Genomic DNA, 17,862 nt, shown 5'->3' with positions numbered 1-17,862 from the left:
GAGCGCCGTGACGGGAAAGCCCCGTTCCGGCGCCGGACGTGCGTCCGGATCGCACCGACACCTTTGGGAGAACCGCATGAAGCAAGGCATTCTCGCCGCCGCGGCAATCGCGCTGCTCGCCAGCAACGCGGCATACGGCCAGGCGACCGTCAAGGAAGACGGCAAGTGGCGCTACGCGCTCGGGGCCTCCGGCACCGCCTCTTCGGGAAACAGCGACGCCACCCGGCTCAACGTCAGTGCCGAGGGCGTGCGTGCCACCAGCCAGGACAAGTGGCAGGTCTATGCGCGGGCGCTGTACGGCCGCAGCGAGGGCGAGACCACCGACAACATGCTCGGGGCGGGGCTGCGCTACGACCACAACCTGACCGAGAAGTGGTTCGGTTTCGGCACCGGCGAGTACCTGCGCGACCGGCCCGCGAACCTGTCGCGGCGGCTGTCGGTCGGCGCCGGCATCGGCTATCACCTGATCAAGACCGAGCCGACCCGCTGGGACGCCTTCGCGGGCGTCGGCTACTCGCACGACAGCTACGTCGAGCCCACCGTGGTCGCCGACGAGCTGCGCACCAGTTACGGCCGGGCCGAGCTGCTGCTGGGCGAGGAATCCACGCACAAGCTGACCGACACCACGTCGTTCAAGCAGCGCTTCGTCGTCTACCCGAACCTGGCCGAGAGCGGCGAGTTCCGCGCGAATTTCGACGCCGGGCTGGCGGTGGCGATGAGCAAGACCCTCAGCCTGACCGTGACGCTCGGCTACCGCTACAACAGCGACCCCGGCACCGGCCTCGAGAAGGGCGACGCGCTGCTGGCGGCAGGGATCTCGGTCAAGATCGACTGAGGCGCCGAAGGGGCCGGCGCGTCCGGCCTCTTCGCGGCTGCGGCGTGCATACGCTTGCACGGCAGCGGCGAGACCGATAGCATCCGCGTCTTGCATGCGTATGCAACGCCCTTCCAGAATTTCCCGGAGCACACGAGCATGGCGATCCGATACCTGAAGCGCGGCAAGGATGCCGCGGCCGTTTCCGAAGCCGACGCGAAGGTCCGCGCGACGGTCGAGGCGATCATCGCGGACATCGAGAAGCGCGGCGACGAGGCGGTGCGCGAGTACTCGAAGAAGTTCGACGAATGGGACCCGGCCGACTTCCGCCTGTCGCAGGCGCAGATCGAGCAGGCGATCGGCCGCCTGTCGCCGCGCGAGATCGAGGACATCCGCTTCGCGCAGAAGCAGATCCGCAACTTCGCGCAGATCCAGCGCGACTCGATGAAGGACGTCGAGGTCGAGACGATGCCCGGCGTGGTGCTCGGCCACAGGCACATCCCGGTCAACGCGGTGGGCTGCTACGTGCCGGGCGGCAAGTACCCGATGATCGCGTCGGCGCACATGAGCGTGCTGACCGCGAAGGTCGCGGGCGTGAAGCGCATCGTGTCGACCGCGCCGCCCTTCCAGGGCGAGCCGCATCCGGCGATCGTGGCCGCGATGCACTTCGCCGGCGCCGACGAGATCCTCGCGCTGGGCGGCGTTCAGGCGGTCGCGGCGATGGCGATCGGCACCGGGTCGATCGCGCCGGTGGACATGCTGGTGGGTCCGGGCAACATGTTCGTCGCCGAGGCCAAGCGCCAGCTGTTCGGCCGCGTGGGCATCGACCTGTTCGCCGGGCCGACCGAGACGCTGGTGATCGCCGACGACTCGGTCGACGCAGAGATGTGCGCGGTCGACCTGCTGGGGCAGGCCGAGCACGGGCCGACATCTCCCGCGATCCTGCTCACCGACAGCGAGCAGCTCGCGCGCGACACGATCGCCGAGGTCGAGCGGCAGCTCGGCGTGCTGCCGACCGCCGGCATCGCGCGGGTGTCCTGGGCCGAGTACGGAGAGGTGATCGTCTGCGACACGCGCGAGGAGCTGCTCGCCAAGGCCGACGAGCTCGCCTTCGAGCATGTGCAGGTGATGACCCGCGATCCGGACTTCTTCCTGCAGAACATGACCAACTACGGCGCGCTGTTCCTCGGGCCGCGCACCAACGTCAGCTTCGGCGACAAGGTCATCGGCACCAACCACACGCTGCCCACGAAGCGCAACGCTCGCTACACCGGCGGGCTGTGGGTCGGCAAGTTCCTGAAGACCTGCACCTACCAGCGCGTGACCAGCGACGCCGCGTCTGCGCTGGTCGGCGAGTACTGCTCGCGCCTGTGCCACATGGAGAACTTCGCCGGGCACGGCGAGCAGGCGAACCTGCGCGTGCGCCGCTACGGCGACCGGCCCGAGGTGCCCTGGTACCGGCCGGTGCCGGCGCTCGACTGATCGCGGGAAGCGCCCGATGAACACCACGGCGAAGCCGGTCGCCGCACCGATGGCACTGCCCGCGACACCGTCGTTCCGGCTCGACGGCCGCCGCGCGATCGTCACCGGCGCCGGCCGGGGGATCGGCCTGGCGGCGGCGGTCGCGCTCGCCGACGCCGGCGCCGAGGTCACGCTGGCCGCGCGCACCCGGCCGGAGCTCGAGGCGCTGGCCGAAGCGATCCGCGCCCGCGGCGGCCGTGCCGGGACCATGGTCCTCGACGTGACCGACTCGGCCGCGGTGGCGCGGGCCTTCGCGGAGTCGGCGCCCTTCGGGATCCTGGTGAACAACGCCGGCACGAACCGGCCCCGGCTGATGACCGACACGAGCGACGAGGACCTCGATGCGATCGTCGACCTGAACGTCAAGGCGGCCTACCGCGTGGCGCGAGAGTGGGCGAGGGCGCTGCTGCCGACCGGCCGGCCGGGCAGCCTGATCAACGTTTCCTCGCAGATGGGGCACGTGGGCGGCATGAAGCGCACCGTGTACTGCGCGAGCAAGCACGCGATCGAGGGCTTCACCAAGGCGCTAGCCTGGGAACTGGGCCCGGCCGGCATCAGGGTGAACTCGCTGTGCCCGACCTTCATCGAGACCGAGATGACCCGGCCGATGTTCGCCGATCCGGCATTCGTCGAGTACGCGGCGCCCAGGATCGCGCTCGGCCGCTTCGGAAAGCTCGAGGACGTGATGGGCGCGGTCGTTTTCCTGGCCAGCGACGCCTCGGCGATGGTCACCGGATCGGCGCTGATGGTCGACGGCGGCTGGACCGCCGCCTGAGTCGCGAGGACATGGCGTCGGCTGGCGGAAGGGCCGCGAAGCGGACGGGCGGGCGGGCCGTCGAAGGCGCGCCGGGCAGGGGCAGGGAGGCGGTCACTTCGCTCGACGTGGCCCGCCTGGCCGGTGTCAGCCAGTCGGCGGTCAGCCGCGCCTTCACGCCGGGCGCCAGCGTCGCCGAGGCCACCCGCGAGCGGGTGTTCGACGCGGCTGGCAGGCTCGGCTACCGGCCCAACGCGATCGCCCGCACGCTGATCACGCGGCGCTCGCGGATCGTGGCGATGGTCGTCTCCTATCTCGAGAACCCCTTCTACCCGGCGATCGTCGAGCTGATGTCGCAGCGCCTGCAGCGCGACGGCTACCACCTGCTGCTCTTCACCAGCGACACCGAGGCGGCCGACGCGCTTCTCCTGCAACTGATGCAGTACCAGGTCGACGGGATCGTGCTGGTCAGCGCGACGCTCTCGTCGGCGCTCGCGCGCGACTGCCAGCGCGCCGGCGTGCCTGTCGTGCTGTTCAACCGGATCGCGACCGTGGGCGAGGTCAGCTCGGTCGCGTCCGACAATCGCGAAGGCGGCCGGATCGCGGCGCGCGCGCTGGTCGGGACGGGGCATCGCCGTCCGGCCTTCGTGGCCGGGCTGGAGAACACCTCGACCAGCCGCGACCGCGAAGCCGGCTTTCGCGAGGAGCTCGCGCGGCTCGGGATCCGGCGCTACCGGCGCGCGGCGGGCAACTACAGCTTCGACGGTGCGCGCCGTGCCGCGCGCCGGCTGTTCGCGTCCGGCGCGCCGCCGGACGCGGTCTTCGTCGCGAACGACCACATGGCGATCGCGGTGATGGACACGCTGCGCCACGAGCTCGGCCTGCGGGTGCCCGAGGACGTCTCGGTGATCGGCTTCGACGACGCGCCGCAGGCCGCCTGGGATTCCTATCGCCTGACAACGATCGAGCAGGCCGCCGGCCCGATGGTCGAGGCCACGGTCGCGATGCTGCTCGAGCAGATCGCCGACGGCGCGCCGGCGGCGCGGCGGGTCGAGGTTCCGGTCAGGCTGGTCGTCAGGGATTCGGTCCGGGGGCTGGCGGGCTGACCGGTGCGGGCCCCACCGCGGATGCGCCGTCTCCCCGGCTGCCGCCCGCGATCGCGGCCCCGTTTCCGCCCCCGCAGGCGTGGAGCAATTCCTGGCCGGCCTCGCCGGCTGGGCGATAATTGGAGGTTTGCGGATTGTCCCCGCCGGCTCGCGGCCAGGCTTCGAGGGCGGCGGGGGCGCTTCGCCCAGTTTCCAATCCGGAGGTCTGAACAGATGCCCCTCGTTTCCATGCGCCAGCTGCTGGATCACGCGGCCGAGAACGGCTACGGGATTCCCGCCTTCAACGTCAACAACCTGGAGCAGGTCCAGGCGATCATGTCGGCCGCCAGCGAGGTCGACGCGCCGGTGATCATGCAGGCCTCGGCCGGCGCCCGGAAGTACGCCGGCGAGGACTTCCTCAAGCACCTGATCCAGGCCGCGGTCGAGTCCTATCCGAAGGTGCCGGTCGTCATGCACCAGGACCACGGCCAGTCGCCTGCGGTCTGCCAGGGCGCGATCGACCTCGGCTTCTCGTCGGTGATGATGGACGGATCGCTGCAGGAAGACGGCAAGACGATCGCCAGCTACGAGTACAACGTCGACGTGACCCGCAAGGTCGTGGACATGGCGCACAAGGTCGGCGTGACCGTCGAGGGCGAGCTCGGCTGCCTCGGCTCGCTCGAGACGATGAAGGGCGACAAGGAAGACGGCCACGGCGCCGAGGGCACGATGACCCGCGAGCAGCTGCTGACCGACCCGGAGCAGGCGGCCGACTTCGTGCGCCAGACCCAGGTCGACGCGCTCGCCATCGCGATCGGCACCAGCCACGGCGCCTACAAGTTCACCCGCAAGCCGACCGGCGACATCCTGGCCATCGACCGCATCAAGGAGATCAACCGGCGCATCCCGAACACGCACCTGGTCATGCACGGCTCGTCGTCGGTCCCGCAGGACCTGCTGGCCGAGATCCGCAAGTACGGCGGCGACATGAAGGAGACCTACGGCGTGCCGGTCGAGGAGATCCAGGAAGCGATCAAGTACGGCGTTCGCAAGATCAACATCGACACCGACATCCGGCTGGCGATGACCGCCGCGATCCGCCGCTTCATGGCCGAGAACCCGTCGAAGTTCGACCCGCGCGAGTACCTGAAGCCCGCCCGCGAGGCCGCCAGGGCGATCTGCCTGGCCCGCTACCGCGAGTTCGGCTGCGAGGGGCAGGGCGGCAAGATCCAGGCAGTGCCTCTGTCGGCGATGGTCCAGCGCTACGCGAAGGGCGAACTGGCCCAGGTCGTGGCCTGAGAACGGCAATGGACCTGGCCGACATTCGCGCGCTGCTCGATACGCGCTGGGACGACGACCTGGTGCCGCGCCTGGTCGACTACGTGCGGGTGCCGGCCAAGTCGCCGATGTTCGATGCCGGCTGGGCGGCGCGCGGCGAGCTCGGCGCGGTGCTCGACGAGGCCCGCCGCTGGGCCGGGGGTCTGGGCATCGCCGGGCTCACGCTCGAGGTCGTCGAGCTGCCGGGCCGCACGCCCTGCCTGCTGTTCGACGCGCCGGCCACCGGTGGGCTCGGCAACGAGCGCACCGTGCTGTTCTACGGCCACCTCGACAAGCAGCCGGAGATGGCGGGTTGGCGCGAGGGCTTCGGCCCCTACGTGCCGGTCATCGAGAACGGCCGGCTCTACGGCCGCGGCGCGGCCGACGACGGCTACGCGGTCTACGCGGCGCTGTCGGTGCTGCAGGGGCTCGACGCCAAGGGCATCGCGCGGCCGCGCTGCGTCGGCCTGATCGAGACTTCGGAAGAATCGGGCAGCCCCGACCTTCCGGCCTACCTCGAGGCGCTGGCGCCGCGCTTCGGTGACGTGCAGCTGGTCTGCGCGCTCGACTCGGGCTGCGGCAACTACGAGCAGCTGTGGGTGACGAGCTCGCTGCGCGGGCTGGCCGGCGGCACGCTGACCGTCGAGATCCTGCGCCACGGCGTTCATTCCGGCGCTGCCAGCGGCCTGGTGCCGTCGAGCTTCCGGATCGCCCGCCAGCTTCTGTCGCGCCTCGACGATCCGGCAACCGGCCGGGTGCTGCTGCCCGAGCTGCACGCCGAGATTCCGGCCGAGCGGCTCGAGCAGGCGCGCCAGGCCGGCGCGATCCTGGGCGACGCGGTCTGGCAGCAATTCCCGTGGGCCTCCTGCGAGCACCTGCCGCAGCCGAAGGTGGAAGGACTCGACGCTGCGGCCAGGCTGCGCGCCCAGGCGGCGGCGCATGCCGCGCCCGGCCACCTGCAGGCGCAGCCGACGACCACCGATCCGGTCGAGGGACTGCTGAACCGCACCTGGCGGCCGGCGCTGTCCGTCACCGGCGCGGCCGACCTGCCGCTGCCGCGCGACGCCGGCAACGTGCTGCGGCCCCGAACCACGCTCAAGCTCAGCATGCGCCTGCCGCCGACCGTCGACGCCGAGCTTGCGACGGCGGCCATGAAGCGTTCGCTCGAAAGCGACCCGCCCTACGGCGCAGTCGTGCGCTTCGAGCCCGACCACGCGGCGAGCGGCTGGAGCGCCGCGCCCACCGCGCCCTGGCTCGCCCGCGCGCTCGAGGACGCGTCTCGGCACGCCTTCGGCCGCCCGGTGGCCTGGATCGGCGAGGGCGGCACGATCCCGTTCATGGCCATGCTCGGCGAGCGCTTCCCGAAGGCCCAGTTCGTCGTCACCGGCGTGCTCGGCCCGCAGAGCAACGCGCATGGGCCGGACGAGTTCCTGCACATCGGGTACGCGAAGAAGCTCACCGTTGCGGTGGCTTCGCTGCTGACGGCGGTTCGCTGAGCCGTCGCGTCCCGGTCGAGCGGGCCGGAGGCAGTGCTGCGCTCGGGGGCGGGCCGGGGGCGGTGCGGTCTTGCGGGGCCGGTGGCGCTGTCCGCTTCGCGGAAACGCTTGGTCGCGCGGACGCTCCCGCGCCAGCGCCAAAGGCCCCGCAAGACCGCACCGCCCCCGGCCTCTCGACGGAGTAGCACGGCCCTCGGGCGATGCGGGCCGACTGGTCGGGGCTGTCCGTCACGAGCGGGTTGCCGAACGACCGGATCGGCTTCGCCGACGTGACCGAAGACCGGCGAGCGATCCTCGCGGGCCCATGGCGGATCGCCGAGCATATTGGCGGGCGGGGCTCCGAACGACAACGCATGCAAGTTCGTTCTCCGAGAGAGCGGAGGGCCGTGCCTGCTGCGTGGGGCCTTTGGCGCTGGCGCGGGAGCGCAGCGAAGACCCGGCGCGCGAAGCGCGAGTGCCCCCATGTCCGAGCGACCGGAGGGAGCGAGTTTGGGGGCACGACGGGGCTGAGCGTCCGCGCGACCAAGCGTTTCCGCGAAGCGGACAGCGCCACCGGCCCCACGCAGCAGGCACGGTCCTCCGCTCGCCCGCGCAACCTCAGCCGCCCGGCGCCGCCACGTCGATGATCGCTCCCAGCGCGTTGTCGACGACCAGCGGCGTCTCGAAGTAACGGATCGTGGGCTCGCTGCCGTACTTCGCGCGGATGCGGGCGCGCCAGGCTTCGTCGTGGGCGCGCTCGGCCGCTTCGCGGTTCGGCCAGAGGTACAGCGCGCCGGTCTGGCCGGCGTCCGGATCGTACAGGAAGGTCTTGCGGATCAGGTCGGGGTTGCGCCGCCAGTTCGGCGCGACCTCGCGCATGCCCTCGACGACCTCTTCGCGGGTCATGCCGGCGGGCAGCGCGAAGCTGACGAGTTCGCTGATCATTTCCGTGCGTCTCCTCTGGGTGTCTCGCTGCGCCGCGCATCGAGCGATTCGAGGAAAGCGACGAGGTCGTCGATCTCTTCGTCGCTCAGCTTCAGCGGCCGCAGCAAGGCCTCGCCGTCGGCGTGCAGACGGTCGAGGTTCAGCTCCGAATAATGCCCGACGACGTCGCGCAGCGTGGCCAGGCTGCCGTCGTGCGTGTACGGCGCGGTGGCGCGCAGGCCGCGCAGCCCCGGCGTCTTCCACTCGCCCCAGTTGCGGTGCTGCAGGACCACGGTGCGGGTCCGCAGCGACGCGTCGGCCGGGCCTTCGGCGGGCGGCTGGTCGTTCCAGCGACCGGTGAGCCGGTACGGATCGGCCTGCAGGCGCCGGATGCCGGCGTGGCGGCCCGGATCGACGCGGCCGCGCTCGACGAGGAAAGGGCGACCGATGTCGTGGAACTCGCCGTTGGTGAAGGCGGGGCCGGCGTGGCACACCGAGCAGTTGCCGCGGCCGACGAAGAGCTTCAGCCCGCGAAGGGCGGGCGCCGGGTAGGTTCGCATCGTCGCCTCGTCGCCGCGGGCCAGCGCATCGCGGAACTCGTCGAACGGGCTGCGCGGGGAGACCAGCGTTTCCAGCCAGGCGGCGATCGCCTTGCCGGCGTCGACCAGCAGGGCCTCGTCCGTGGCCGCAGCCTCTCGCCCGGCCTGGCGGTCGGCGAGGCGCTCGGCGAGGCGCTCGGCCGCGCCAAGGCGCTCGCGAAGCCGCGCCGCCACGGTGGCCGCGTCCGCCCCCATCTCCAGCGGCGAGAGGATCGGCCGGATCGACGCGGACCACAGGCTGTCGGCGCCGCCGTCCCAGCCGAACCAGCGCTGCAGGGCCAGGTCGTGCAGGCCCTGGGTGTTCCGGTCGTGGCGCTCGAGGCCGATCGCGCGCGGCAGGCCGTCGGTGAAGCCCTTCGCGGGGTCGTGGCAGCTCGCGCACGAGATCCGGCCGTCGCGCGACAGGCCCGGGTCGAAGAACAGCTCGCGACCGAGCGCGATCGCATCCGGGTCGCCCGACAGCCGGTTTGTCGGGTCGCGGCGCGGCGCGGGCGGCCAGGGGCCGTGCGACAGGATCGTGGCGATCTCGGCCTCGGTGAAGCCGGCCGCTATGCCGCCGGCGGCGTGCTCGTTAACCGGGACGAGCGGCGCGAGCGCGACGAGCAGCGGCGCGATTCCTCGCAGCATCGCGCGGCACTTGCGCATGCGGTTCAGCGAAGCACGATGTCGTCGGTGAAGCGCTCGACGACATCGCCGTGCCGGGCCTCCACCACCAGCTGCCAGCGGCCCGCCATGTGGAACAGCAGGCCGTCGGCGACCAGGCCGTTCGCGCGCTGCGCGAGCCTGGGCGCGTAGTTCATGCCGTGTCGGTGCTCGGGCATCGTGGCGTCGACGTTCAGGCGAGCCTCGACGCCCGGCGTGGCGCCGTTCGGGCAAAGCCGGGCCAGCAGGCGGAAGGGTTGGCCCAGCACGATCGCTGCGGGCTCGGTCCGGTACACCAGCCGCGAGGCCTTGCCCGGCAAGCTTCGCACGTCGTCGTCGGCCTGCGCGCAGGAAGGAGGCGTCGCACCGCCGGCAAGCGATGCGGGCTCGCCGGCAGGCGGCGCGGGCTCGCGGGAAGGCGAGGCCGACGCCGCGCGGGCAGGCCAGGCATCGGCGAGCAGGCCCTCGGCATTGCGCCAGGCGATCCGCTCGGCCACGTCGGCCGGCAGCGTCGCGAGCCAGCCCCGTGTCCATGCGGCGTGCTGCGGGATGTAGAAGAGCCGCTCCGGCGTGAAGGTGTCGGTGCCGACCATGAACCGCCCGGGGAACTCGAGGAATGCCTCGCGCCAGGCCGGGTCGATGCGCTCGCCCGAAGCGTGGTCGGTGCGGAAGGCGAGGTCCGCCCACAGCTTCGGATGTTCGCGCAGCATCGCGCGGACGTTCTCGGGCGAGTCGAAGCCGGCGTGGGCCCAGAGGATCCGCGCCTCGGGCCACTGGCGGAACAGCCGCCGCACCGCGTCGGCGTCGGAGTGGGCGTGCAGGATCAGGCCGTGGCGTCGGGCCAGCGCGACCATCGCGGTCGGTACCGGCAGGTCGGCGTCGGCGCCGTACAGGTGGAACTCGCCGATCGCCGCGTAGCGATGGCGGGCCAGCCGCTGCTCGAGATAGTCGATCACGGTGGGGTCGCGGAACCAGGTGCCGATCTCGCCGCGCGAGCGGTAGGGGCGCAGGCTGGGCACGACGATGTCGGGCGCGAGTTCCAGCAGCTTCTGGGTGCCGGTGTCGTCGGAGCTCGACACCAGCGCGCGGCGCAGGCCGGCCTGGCGCATCAGCCCGATCACGTCGTCGGCCGGCACGGTGGCCACCGCGTCGTGGCTGTAGTGCAGGTGCATGTCGGCGAGCGGCATCGCCGGCTGCGCGGCGACGCCGACCGACGCGGCCGCGCAAGCGGCGGCCAGGACTCGGGCAAGCGCGCGTGACAGGGTTCGCGACGGGGCGGGGGCCGCCGCGCGAGGGGAAACGGGCATCGTCATGGGACTTTCCTGGATCGCAGGGCGTCGACCGCGGATCATCGCGCGGCGCCCGCCAGCGGTCCGCAAAGCCGGATGTGCGATGTCGGGTTTCGAACTGCAGCCGCTTGGCCGGGCCGACAGGCGGGCTCGCGCCGTTTTGGCCCTAAGATTGCGGCAACAGACCCACGTTCCCGGAGCCGTCATGCCGCGTTTCGCAGCCAATCTCTCGATGATGTACAACGAGGTCGCCTTCCTGCACCGCTTCGAGGCGGCGGCGAAGGACGGCTTCGAGGCGGTCGAGTTCCTGTTTCCCTACGACCATCCGGCGTCCGAGGTCGCGGCCGTGCTGCGCGGCGCCGGGCTGAAGCAGGTGCTGTTCAACGCGCCGCCCGGCGACTGGGCGGCGGGGGAGAAAGGCGTGGCCAGCCTGCCGGGCCGCGAGCGCGAGTTCGACGAGGGGCTGGACAAGGCGATCGAGTACGCGCTGGCGCTCGACTGCCCGCGCATCCACCTGATGGCCGGCCTGCTCGCGGACGAATCGCGGCGGGCCGAGCAGCGCGCGACCTACGTCGCGAACCTGCGCCGCGCCGCGAAACGGCTGGCCGCCCACGGACTGACCGGCCTGATCGAGCCGATCAACACCCGCGACATCCCGGGTTTCCTGCTGAACACGCAGGCCGACGCGCACGCGGTGATCGCCGAGGTCGGCGAGCCGAACCTGAAGGTCCAGATGGACCTGTATCACTGCCAGATCGTCGAGGGCGACCTTGCGATGAAGATCCGCAAGTACCTGCCCGGGGTCGGGCACTTCCAGATCGCCGGCGTGCCCGAGCGACACGAACCGGACCTCGGCGAGCTCAACTTCCCCTATCTGTTCCGTCTGATCGACGAACTCGGCTTCGAGGGCTGGATCGGCTGCGAGTACCGGCCGCGCGCCGGCACCAGCGAAGGCCTGGGCTGGCTGAAGAGTCTCGGATGACTCGCCACGGCTGACCGGGCCTGGCCCGGCGTGCAGGCCGACGGGGCGCGGCCGCGAGCGACTCGCGGGGGCGATCAGGCAAAATAGCGGTTTTTGCCGGAGCCGTACCGATGGCGGCCGTCGTCCACCAGTCCTCGCTTCATTCGCTGCCGCTGCTCTCGCGCGGCAAGGTCCGCGACAACTACGCGGTCGGCGCCGACCGCCTGCTGATCGTCACCACCGATCGGCTGTCGGCCTTCGACGTGATCATGTCGGAGCCGATCCCCGACAAGGGCCGGGTGCTGAACCGGATGGCGCTGTTCTGGTTCGAGAAGCTGGCCGACGTGGTGCCCAATCACCTGACCGGGGTCGACCCCGAGTCGGTGGTCGCGCCCGACGAGCGCGAGCAGGTGCGCGACCGGTCGATGGTGGTCAAGCGCCTCAAGCCGATCCTGGTCGAGGCGGTGGTGCGCGGCTACCTGATCGGCTCGGGCTGGAAAGACTACCAGGCCACCGGCTCGGTGTGCGGCATCGCGCTGCCGCCGGGGCTGCAGATGGCCGACCGGCTGCCCGAGCCGATCTTCACGCCGGCGGCCAAGGCCGAGCTGGGCGAGCACGACGAGAACATCGGCTTCGACGACATGCGCGCGCGCATCGGCGGCGAGCTCGCCGAGCGGATCCGTTCGATCAGCCTGGAGCTCTACCGCCGCGCATCGGAATACGCGGCCACCCGCGGGATCATCATCGCCGACACAAAGTTCGAGTTCGGGCTCGACGAGCAGGGCACGCTGCACCTGATGGACGAGGTGCTGACCGCCGATTCCTCGCGTTTCTGGCCGGCAGACGAATGGCGGCCCGGCATCTCGCCGCCGTCCTTCGACAAGCAGTTCGTGCGCGACTGGCTGGAAACCGTGCCCGGCTGGAACAAGCGCCCGCCGCCGCCTTCGCTGCCCGCCGAAGTGATCGCGCGCACCGCCGCCAAGTATCGCGAGGCGCTGCGCAGGCTCACCGGCATCGAACTGGAAGACTGAGATGGATGCTCCGCTGGTTGGCGTGGTGATGGGCTCGAGCAGCGACTGGGAAGTGATGCAGCACGCGGTCGCGGTGCTCAGGGAGTTCGGCGTGCCGCACGAGGCGCGCGTGGTGTCGGCCCACCGGATGCCCGACGACATGTTCGCCTACGCCGAGCAGGCCCGCTCGCGCGGCCTGCGCGCGATCGTCGCCGGCGCCGGCGGCGCGGCCCACCTGCCCGGCATGATCGCCGCCAAGACGACCGTGCCGGTGCTCGGCGTGCCGGTGCCCTCGAAGTACCTGCGCGGCGAGGACTCGCTGCTGTCGATCGTGCAGATGCCGCGAGGCATCCCGGTGGCCACCTTCGCGATCGGCGAGGCCGGCGCGGCCAACGCGGGCCTGTTCGCGGTGGCGATGCTGGCCGGCACCGATGCGGCGCTCGCCGAGCGGCTCGAGGCCTTCCGCGCGAAGCAGACCGGCGCCGCCCGCGCGATGACGCTGCCGGCGAGCGAATGATGGCAGGCGAACAGACGATGGCCGGGGAGCAAAGGCCGGCCGGCGCCCGCAGGGTCCCGGTTCCGCCGCTGCCGCCCGGTTCGTGGCTCGGGATGCTCGGCGGTGGCCAGCTCGGCCGCATGTTCTGCATGGCGGCGCAGAGCCTCGGCTACAAGGTCTGCGTGCTCGACCCGGCCGCCGACAGCCCGGCCGGCAGCGTCGCCGATCGCCACCTGCGCGCCGACTACCTGGACGAGGCCGCGCTCGACGAACTCGGCCGGCTGTGCGGCGCGGTCACCACCGAGTTCGAGAACGTGCCCGCGAAGGCGCTCGACTTTCTCGCGCAGCGCTGCGTGGTCAGCCCGGCCGGCTCGGCGGTCGCGGTCGCGCAGGACCGGATCGTCGAGAAGGCCTTCGTGCGCGACTGCGGCATCGACACCGCCCCCTACGCGCCGGTCCGCTCCGCCGACGAGCTGCGGGCGGTCGACCCCTCGCTGTTCCCGGGCATCCTGAAGGCGGCCCGCCTGGGCTACGACGGCAAGGGCCAGGCCACCGTGGCCTCGGTCGACGAGGCGCTGGCCGCCTTCGAGTCCTTCGGCGGCGTGCCCTGCGTGCTCGAGAAGCGGCTCGCGCTCGACCTGGAGGTCTCGGTCATCGTGGCCCGCGGCTTCGACGGCAAGGCGGTCGCCTACCCGGTGTCCGAGAACGTGCACGTGGGCGGCATCCTCGCCACGTCCACGGTGCCGGCGCGAATCTCGCAGGACGTCGCAGCGCGGGCCGAGGCGGCCACCCGCAGGATCGCCGAGGCGCTCGACTACGTCGGCGTGCTGTGCGTGGAGTTCTTCGTGCTGGCCGACGGCTCGCTGCTGGTCAACGAGATGGCGCCGAGGCCGCACAACTCGGGCCACTACACGATCGACGCATGCGTCACCAGCCAGTTCGAGCAGCAGGCCCGCGCCATGGCCGGCCTGCCGCTCGGCTCGACCCGCCAGCACCAGCAGGCGGTCATGGTGAACCTGCTCGGCGACTGCTGGGTCGCCGCCGGCGGCGAGCCGCCGTGGGCCGAGGTGCTCGCGCATCCGGAAGCCAGGCTGCACCTGTACGGCAAGGCCGAGGCGCGGGCCGGCCGCAAGATGGGCCACGTGACCGTGGTGGCCGACACGCTGGCCCACGCGATCCACGTGGCAGGGCAGGTCGCGCAGGCGGTCGGCGCGGCGAGATGAACCCCCGGCCTGCCGACGAGGCCGCGATCGAGGCGGCCGCGGCGGAACTGGCGGCCGGTCGCCTGGTGGCCTTCCCGACCGAGACCGTCTACGGGCTGGGCGGCGACGCGGCCTCGGCGGAAGCGGTGGCCGCGATCTACCGGCTGAAGGGCAGGCCGGCCGACCACCCGCTCATCGTGCACGTGAGCGGCGCCGAACAGGCCCGCAAGTGGGCGCGCTGGAACGACGCCGCGCAGCGGCTTGCCGAGGCCTTCTGGCCGGGGCCGCTGACGCTGATCCTGGAGCGTCAGGCCGAAGCGCCGGGCTGGGCCTGCGGCGGCCAGGCCACGATCGGCCTGCGCTCGCCTTCGCACCCGGTCGCGCGGGCGCTGCTGGCGGCCTTCGAGCGGCTCGGCGGGAGCGGCGTTGCCGCGCCCTCTGCGAACCGCTTCGGCCGCGTCAGCCCGACCCGCGCCTCTCACGTGATCGACGATCTCGGCGATGAGGCGCCGCTGGTGCTCGACGGCGGCGCCTGCGGGGTCGGGGTCGAGTCGACGATCGTCGACCTGTCGCGGGGCCGGCCGGTGCTGCTGCGCCCAGGCGGGCTCGACGCCGCCCGGATCGAGGCGGTGCTCGGTGTGCCGCTGGGCGCGGCCGACGCCGCCGCGCCGCGCGCCTCCGGGACGCTCGAGGCGCACTACGCGCCGCGCACGCCGCTGGAACTGGTGCCGGCCGGGGTGATCGCCGCCCGGCTGGGCGAGCTCGCCGCGCGCGGAATCAGGGCGGTCGTGTGGTCGCGCAGCCGCCCGGGTCGCGGCGAAGCGGCGTGGGAGCCTGCGGAGGCGGGGTCGGAGGCCTACGCGCGCGCGCTCTACGACACGCTGCGACGGCTCGACAGGGCGGGCTTCGACCGGATCCTGATCGAGCGCCCGCCCGATGGCGGCGACTGGGCGGCGGTCGCCGATCGCCTGCGCCGCGCCGCGGTCGGCGCGCCCGCGCGCGACTGACCCGGCGGCGCCGGGCCTCAGCGTTCCCCGGGCCTCAGCGTTCGGCGGGCGGCACCAGCAGCAGGGGCCGGCGCAGGTGCCTGAGCACTTCCTGCGCGGTCGAGCCGAGCAGCGCGGCCGACAGGCCGGTGCGGCCCAGCGTGCCGACGCACACCAGGTCGACGTCGTAGTGCTCGGCCTGCTCGGCGATCGCGCGGGCGGGGAGATCGTGCTCGACGACCTCGCACACGATCGTGCGCTGGCCGGCCTTCGCGCCGCGCGGCAGAAGCGCCTCCAGCGCCTGCTGCCGGTTCGCGCGCTCGGCCGCGTGCTCGGCCTCGAATTCCTTGTAGGACGGCCGGCCGTAGGCGCCCTCGAGCATCTGGTTGGGGCTCATCACGTGGACGATCCGGACCTCGGCGCCGGCCGGCGCGATTGCCAGAGCCTGGGCGATCGCGCGGTTGCCGTTCGGGGACAGGTCGGTGGCGGCCAGTACTCGCCTGACCTCGTGCGGAGCGGCCGCCGGCGCGGCCGCCTCGGCCTCGGCCGTCGGCACGATGATCAGGTTGGTGGCCGAGTCGCGCAGCAACTGCAGCGAGACCGAGCCGGCGAACAGGCGCTGCAAGGGGCCGCGCTGGTGGGTACCCGCGACGACCAGGTCGGCGTTCTCGCGCTCGGCCAGGTGCGCGAGCCGCGCGGCCGGGTCGCCGAGGTGCGGCGACACGACCACGTCGGCCGGCAGCTCGGGCTCGAGCTGCGCCACGTGATCGGCCAGCGCCTGCTGCAGCAGGCCTTGCGCCTCGTCGGGCGAACCGGCGAGGCCCATGCGCCGCGCCTCGCGCCGCGGGTCGTCGGCGAAGGCGGCCACGATGCGGCAGGCCCCGATGCGCGCGAGCCGGGCCGCGAAGGCCAGCGCCGACGCGGCCTGCGGCGAGAAATCGAAGGCGACCAGGATGTGCAGCGGCCGCTCGCCGCGCAGCCAGGCGGTGAGCGGTGCGGCGTCGCGCACCACCATCATCGGCCGCTTCGCGCGCGACAGCGTGCGCTCGCAGGTCTTGCCCACGCTGACGCCCGCGCCGTCGCGCGAGCCGGTGGCGGCGAGCACGATCATCGCCGAGTCGTGCCGGTCGGCCTCGCCGAGCAGCGCCTCGTCGGGCCAGCCGTCGGGCATCGCGGTGTCCACCGTGGCGCCCAGCGCGCGCAGCCGGCCCGCCTCGAAGTCGAGCCGCTCCCGCGCCGCCGTTTCCAGCGTCTCCAGCACGTGCGCCGCCCCCAGCACCGCCCCGCGCGTGTCCAGCGCGTGCACCAGCTCTAGCCGCCCCCCGGAGCGCGCCGCAAGCAAAGCCGCCACTTCAGCCGCCTGATGGCCGCGCTCGCTGAAATCGGTCCCGCAAGTGATCCGCATCGGTCGTCCTCGTCTCGATCAGGAGGAGATGCGAGGTCCGCGCCCCGCCGTTCGGGTCAAGTGTAGCCGCGCTCGCGAATGGCGATGCAGACGCCGGTCAGTCGGGCCGCATGAGCGGGCAGCAGATCGGGTCGTCCAGACGAAAGTGGCCAGAGCCGACAGCCAGTGGCCGACAAGCGATGGCGACGCCGCCAAGGGCGAGGGCTGGGTGCCTTGCGCGGGCGCGTGGACGCTGGCGCGGGAGCGCAGTGAAGACCCGGCGCGCGAAGCGCGAGCGGAACGCTGTCTGAGCCCGCCGCAGGCGGGCGAGTTGCGTTCCGCGACGGGGCTGAACGTCCGCGCGACCAAGCGTTTCGCCGAAGGCGACAGCGTCCCCGCGCCCGCGCAAGGCACCCGGCCCTCGCCCAACGTCGACCGGGAGTCAGGGCATGTACTGCCCGCCATTGACCTCCAGGATCTGCCCCGTCACGTACCCCGACAACCGGTCCGACGCCAGGAACACGAAGGCCCCCACGCACTCGTCGGCGCTGCCCAGCCGGCCCATCGGGATCGTGGCCTTGAAGCCCTCGAGCTGCTGCGGCGTGCTGAACTTCTCGTGGAAGGGCGTGGTGATGACACCGGGGGCCACCGCGTTGACGCGGATGTTGTCCTTCGCGAGCTCCTTGGCCAGGCCGCGGGTCGCGGTGCTGACGAATCCCTTGGAGGCGGCGTAGAGCACCGCGCCCGGCCCGCCGCCGTGGCGCGCCGCCACCGAGGTCACGAAGATCACGTTGCCGCCGCCCTGCTTGCGCATGTGCGGCACCGCGGCCGCGGTGGCCATCCAGGCGGAGCGGCCGTTCAGGTGCATGACCTCGTCGAAGAAGGCGTCGTCGGTGGACTCGACCGGCACGCGCTTGACCAGCGCGCCGGCGTTGTTGACCAGCACGTCGATGCGGCCGAACTTCGCAACCGTGGCCTCGACCGCCGCCTTCATCTGCGCGCTGTCCAGGCCGTCGGCCTTCACGGTGAAGGCCTCGCTGCCGGCCGCGCGGATCTCCTCGGCCACTTTCTCGGCGGCGTCGCGGCTGCTGTTGTAGTGCACGCCGACCTTCGCGCCTAGGCGGCCGAACTCGCGCGCGACCGCGGCGCCGATGCCGGTGGAGCCGCCGGTGACCAGCGCGACCTTGCCCTTGATGTCGTCCATTCGTGTTCTCCTCGTGATCGATGCGTGGAACTGCGGGTAGCCGGGATTAGACCGGCAGGCGCAGGCGAGCGCAAACCCCCGGGGTCCGGAACCGGGCGGCGAGCGCATCGTGGTAACGTCGGCCCCGATGCCGCGGCGACGCGGTCGGGCGCGGGGCGTTCGATCCGGCGGGCCGGGCGTCGAACCCCGTCTTGCCAGC

Annotated in this window: 16 protein-coding genes; 11 read left to right on the top strand and 5 right to left on the bottom strand. The window is 72.3% G+C overall.

All coding sequences use genetic code 11. The features are described 5' to 3' along the window. The first annotated feature begins 76 nt into the window (after positions 1-76). The 6 genes from M6I34_RS06925 (at position 77) to M6I34_RS06900 (ending at position 6,987) form a co-directional block, all read left to right on the top strand. Complete coding sequence (locus M6I34_RS06925; protein WP_272484963.1) at positions 77-835, top strand: DUF481 domain-containing protein; 759 nt, start codon at positions 77-79, stop codon at positions 833-835. A gap of 138 nt (positions 836-973) precedes the next feature. After that, positions 974-2,296, top strand: coding sequence for a histidinol dehydrogenase (gene hisD / locus M6I34_RS06920; protein ID WP_272484962.1), 1,323 nt, complete (start codon positions 974-976; stop codon positions 2,294-2,296). Positions 2,297-2,312: 16 nt separating this feature from the next. Further along, positions 2,313-3,110: an SDR family NAD(P)-dependent oxidoreductase gene (locus M6I34_RS06915; RefSeq protein WP_272484961.1), complete on the top strand. Its 798-nt coding sequence runs from the start codon at positions 2,313-2,315 to the stop codon at positions 3,108-3,110. An 11-nt stretch (positions 3,111-3,121) separates the two neighbouring features. After that, entirely contained in the window at positions 3,122-4,195 is a 1,074-nt protein-coding gene (locus M6I34_RS06910; protein WP_272484960.1) for a LacI family DNA-binding transcriptional regulator, read from the top strand. A 213-nt stretch (positions 4,196-4,408) separates the two neighbouring features. Beyond that, the gene (gene fba / locus M6I34_RS06905; RefSeq protein WP_272484959.1) at positions 4,409-5,473 is read left to right on the top strand and encodes a class II fructose-bisphosphate aldolase; all 1,065 of its coding nucleotides are present in this window, start codon (positions 4,409-4,411) and stop codon (positions 5,471-5,473) included. Positions 5,474-5,481: 8 nt separating this feature from the next. After that, positions 5,482-6,987: a M20/M25/M40 family metallo-hydrolase gene (locus M6I34_RS06900; RefSeq protein ID WP_272484958.1), complete on the top strand. Its 1,506-nt coding sequence runs from the start codon at positions 5,482-5,484 to the stop codon at positions 6,985-6,987. Positions 6,988-7,584: 597 nt separating this feature from the next. Here M6I34_RS06900 and M6I34_RS06895 read toward each other — a convergent pair. From M6I34_RS06895 to M6I34_RS06885, 3 genes are read right to left on the bottom strand one after another with little or no spacing between them, the layout of a single operon-like run. Then, positions 7,585-7,911 (bottom strand): hypothetical protein, encoded by a 327-nt coding sequence (locus M6I34_RS06895; RefSeq protein ID WP_272484957.1) that lies wholly within the window; start codon positions 7,909-7,911, stop codon positions 7,585-7,587. After that, positions 7,908-9,116, bottom strand: a complete 1,209-nt coding sequence (locus M6I34_RS06890; protein WP_272484956.1) for a cytochrome-c peroxidase — start codon at positions 9,114-9,116, stop codon at positions 7,908-7,910. Before M6I34_RS06890 ends, M6I34_RS06895 begins: the two co-directional genes overlap by 4 nt. A gap of 23 nt (positions 9,117-9,139) precedes the next feature. Further along, positions 9,140-10,444: an amidohydrolase family protein gene (locus M6I34_RS06885; RefSeq protein WP_272484955.1), complete on the bottom strand. Its 1,305-nt coding sequence runs from the start codon at positions 10,442-10,444 to the stop codon at positions 9,140-9,142. A 181-nt stretch (positions 10,445-10,625) separates the two neighbouring features. Between M6I34_RS06885 and otnI the strand changes: the two genes are divergently transcribed. From otnI to M6I34_RS06860, 5 genes are all read left to right on the top strand, one after another. Then, positions 10,626-11,402 (top strand): 2-oxo-tetronate isomerase, encoded by a 777-nt coding sequence (gene otnI, locus M6I34_RS06880; protein WP_272484954.1) that lies wholly within the window; start codon positions 10,626-10,628, stop codon positions 11,400-11,402. 110 nt (positions 11,403-11,512) lie between these two features. Continuing rightward, on the top strand, positions 11,513-12,412 hold the full coding sequence (locus tag M6I34_RS06875; RefSeq protein WP_272484953.1) for a phosphoribosylaminoimidazolesuccinocarboxamide synthase: 900 nt from the start codon (positions 11,513-11,515) through the stop codon (positions 12,410-12,412). Position 12,413: 1 nt separating this feature from the next. Then, complete coding sequence (gene purE / locus M6I34_RS06870) at positions 12,414-12,908, top strand: 5-(carboxyamino)imidazole ribonucleotide mutase (protein ID WP_272484952.1); 495 nt, start codon at positions 12,414-12,416, stop codon at positions 12,906-12,908. Between the two features lie 17 nt (positions 12,909-12,925). Beyond that, on the top strand, positions 12,926-14,110 hold the full coding sequence (locus tag M6I34_RS06865; RefSeq protein ID WP_272486624.1) for a 5-(carboxyamino)imidazole ribonucleotide synthase: 1,185 nt from the start codon (positions 12,926-12,928) through the stop codon (positions 14,108-14,110). Beyond that, the gene (locus M6I34_RS06860) at positions 14,107-15,096 is read left to right on the top strand and encodes an L-threonylcarbamoyladenylate synthase (protein WP_272484951.1); all 990 of its coding nucleotides are present in this window, start codon (positions 14,107-14,109) and stop codon (positions 15,094-15,096) included. The genes M6I34_RS06865 and M6I34_RS06860 overlap by 4 nt, the downstream gene beginning before the upstream one ends. A gap of 34 nt (positions 15,097-15,130) precedes the next feature. Here M6I34_RS06860 and M6I34_RS06855 read toward each other — a convergent pair whose 3' ends face one another. Together M6I34_RS06855 and M6I34_RS06850 are read right to left on the bottom strand one after the other, a co-directional pair. Then, a complete protein-coding gene (locus tag M6I34_RS06855; RefSeq protein WP_272484950.1) occupies positions 15,131-16,480 on the bottom strand; it encodes a universal stress protein in 1,350 nt (449 codons plus the stop codon). A gap of 421 nt (positions 16,481-16,901) precedes the next feature. Beyond that, positions 16,902-17,663: an SDR family NAD(P)-dependent oxidoreductase gene (locus M6I34_RS06850; RefSeq protein ID WP_272484949.1), complete on the bottom strand. Its 762-nt coding sequence runs from the start codon at positions 17,661-17,663 to the stop codon at positions 16,902-16,904. Between the last annotated feature and the right edge of the window lie 199 nt (positions 17,664-17,862).

The sequence above is a fragment of the Zeimonas sediminis genome, assembly GCF_023721795.1.
Taxonomy (GTDB): Bacteria; Pseudomonadota; Gammaproteobacteria; order Burkholderiales; family Burkholderiaceae_E; genus Zeimonas; species Zeimonas sediminis.
Note: the sequence above shows the minus strand (reverse complement) of the source record. Positions and strands in the feature narration are given on the sequence as shown.

Excerpts from the sequence above, each read along its gene's own strand:
- M6I34_RS06925 (WP_272484963.1), top strand. The coding sequence starts at position 77 with ATGAAGCAAGGCATTCTCGCCGCCGCGGCAATCGCGCTGCTCGCCAGC.
- hisD (WP_272484962.1), top strand. The coding sequence starts at position 974 with ATGGCGATCCGATACCTGAAGCGCGGCAAGGATGCCGCGGCCGTTTCC.
- M6I34_RS06915 (WP_272484961.1), top strand. The coding sequence starts at position 2,313 with ATGAACACCACGGCGAAGCCGGTCGCCGCACCGATGGCACTGCCCGCG.
- M6I34_RS06910 (WP_272484960.1), top strand. The coding sequence starts at position 3,122 with ATGGCGTCGGCTGGCGGAAGGGCCGCGAAGCGGACGGGCGGGCGGGCC.
- fba (WP_272484959.1), top strand. The coding sequence starts at position 4,409 with ATGCCCCTCGTTTCCATGCGCCAGCTGCTGGATCACGCGGCCGAGAAC.
- M6I34_RS06900 (WP_272484958.1), top strand. The coding sequence starts at position 5,482 with ATGGACCTGGCCGACATTCGCGCGCTGCTCGATACGCGCTGGGACGAC.
- M6I34_RS06895 (WP_272484957.1), bottom strand. The coding sequence starts at position 7,911 with ATGATCAGCGAACTCGTCAGCTTCGCGCTGCCCGCCGGCATGACCCGC.
- M6I34_RS06890 (WP_272484956.1), bottom strand. The coding sequence starts at position 9,116 with ATGCTGCGAGGAATCGCGCCGCTGCTCGTCGCGCTCGCGCCGCTCGTC.
- M6I34_RS06885 (WP_272484955.1), bottom strand. The coding sequence starts at position 10,444 with ATGACGATGCCCGTTTCCCCTCGCGCGGCGGCCCCCGCCCCGTCGCGA.
- otnI (WP_272484954.1), top strand. The coding sequence starts at position 10,626 with ATGCCGCGTTTCGCAGCCAATCTCTCGATGATGTACAACGAGGTCGCC.
- M6I34_RS06875 (WP_272484953.1), top strand. The coding sequence starts at position 11,513 with ATGGCGGCCGTCGTCCACCAGTCCTCGCTTCATTCGCTGCCGCTGCTC.
- purE (WP_272484952.1), top strand. The coding sequence starts at position 12,414 with ATGGATGCTCCGCTGGTTGGCGTGGTGATGGGCTCGAGCAGCGACTGG.
- M6I34_RS06865 (WP_272486624.1), top strand. The coding sequence starts at position 12,926 with ATGGCCGGGGAGCAAAGGCCGGCCGGCGCCCGCAGGGTCCCGGTTCCG.
- M6I34_RS06860 (WP_272484951.1), top strand. The coding sequence starts at position 14,107 with ATGAACCCCCGGCCTGCCGACGAGGCCGCGATCGAGGCGGCCGCGGCG.
- M6I34_RS06855 (WP_272484950.1), bottom strand. The coding sequence starts at position 16,480 with ATGCGGATCACTTGCGGGACCGATTTCAGCGAGCGCGGCCATCAGGCG.
- M6I34_RS06850 (WP_272484949.1), bottom strand. The coding sequence starts at position 17,663 with ATGGACGACATCAAGGGCAAGGTCGCGCTGGTCACCGGCGGCTCCACC.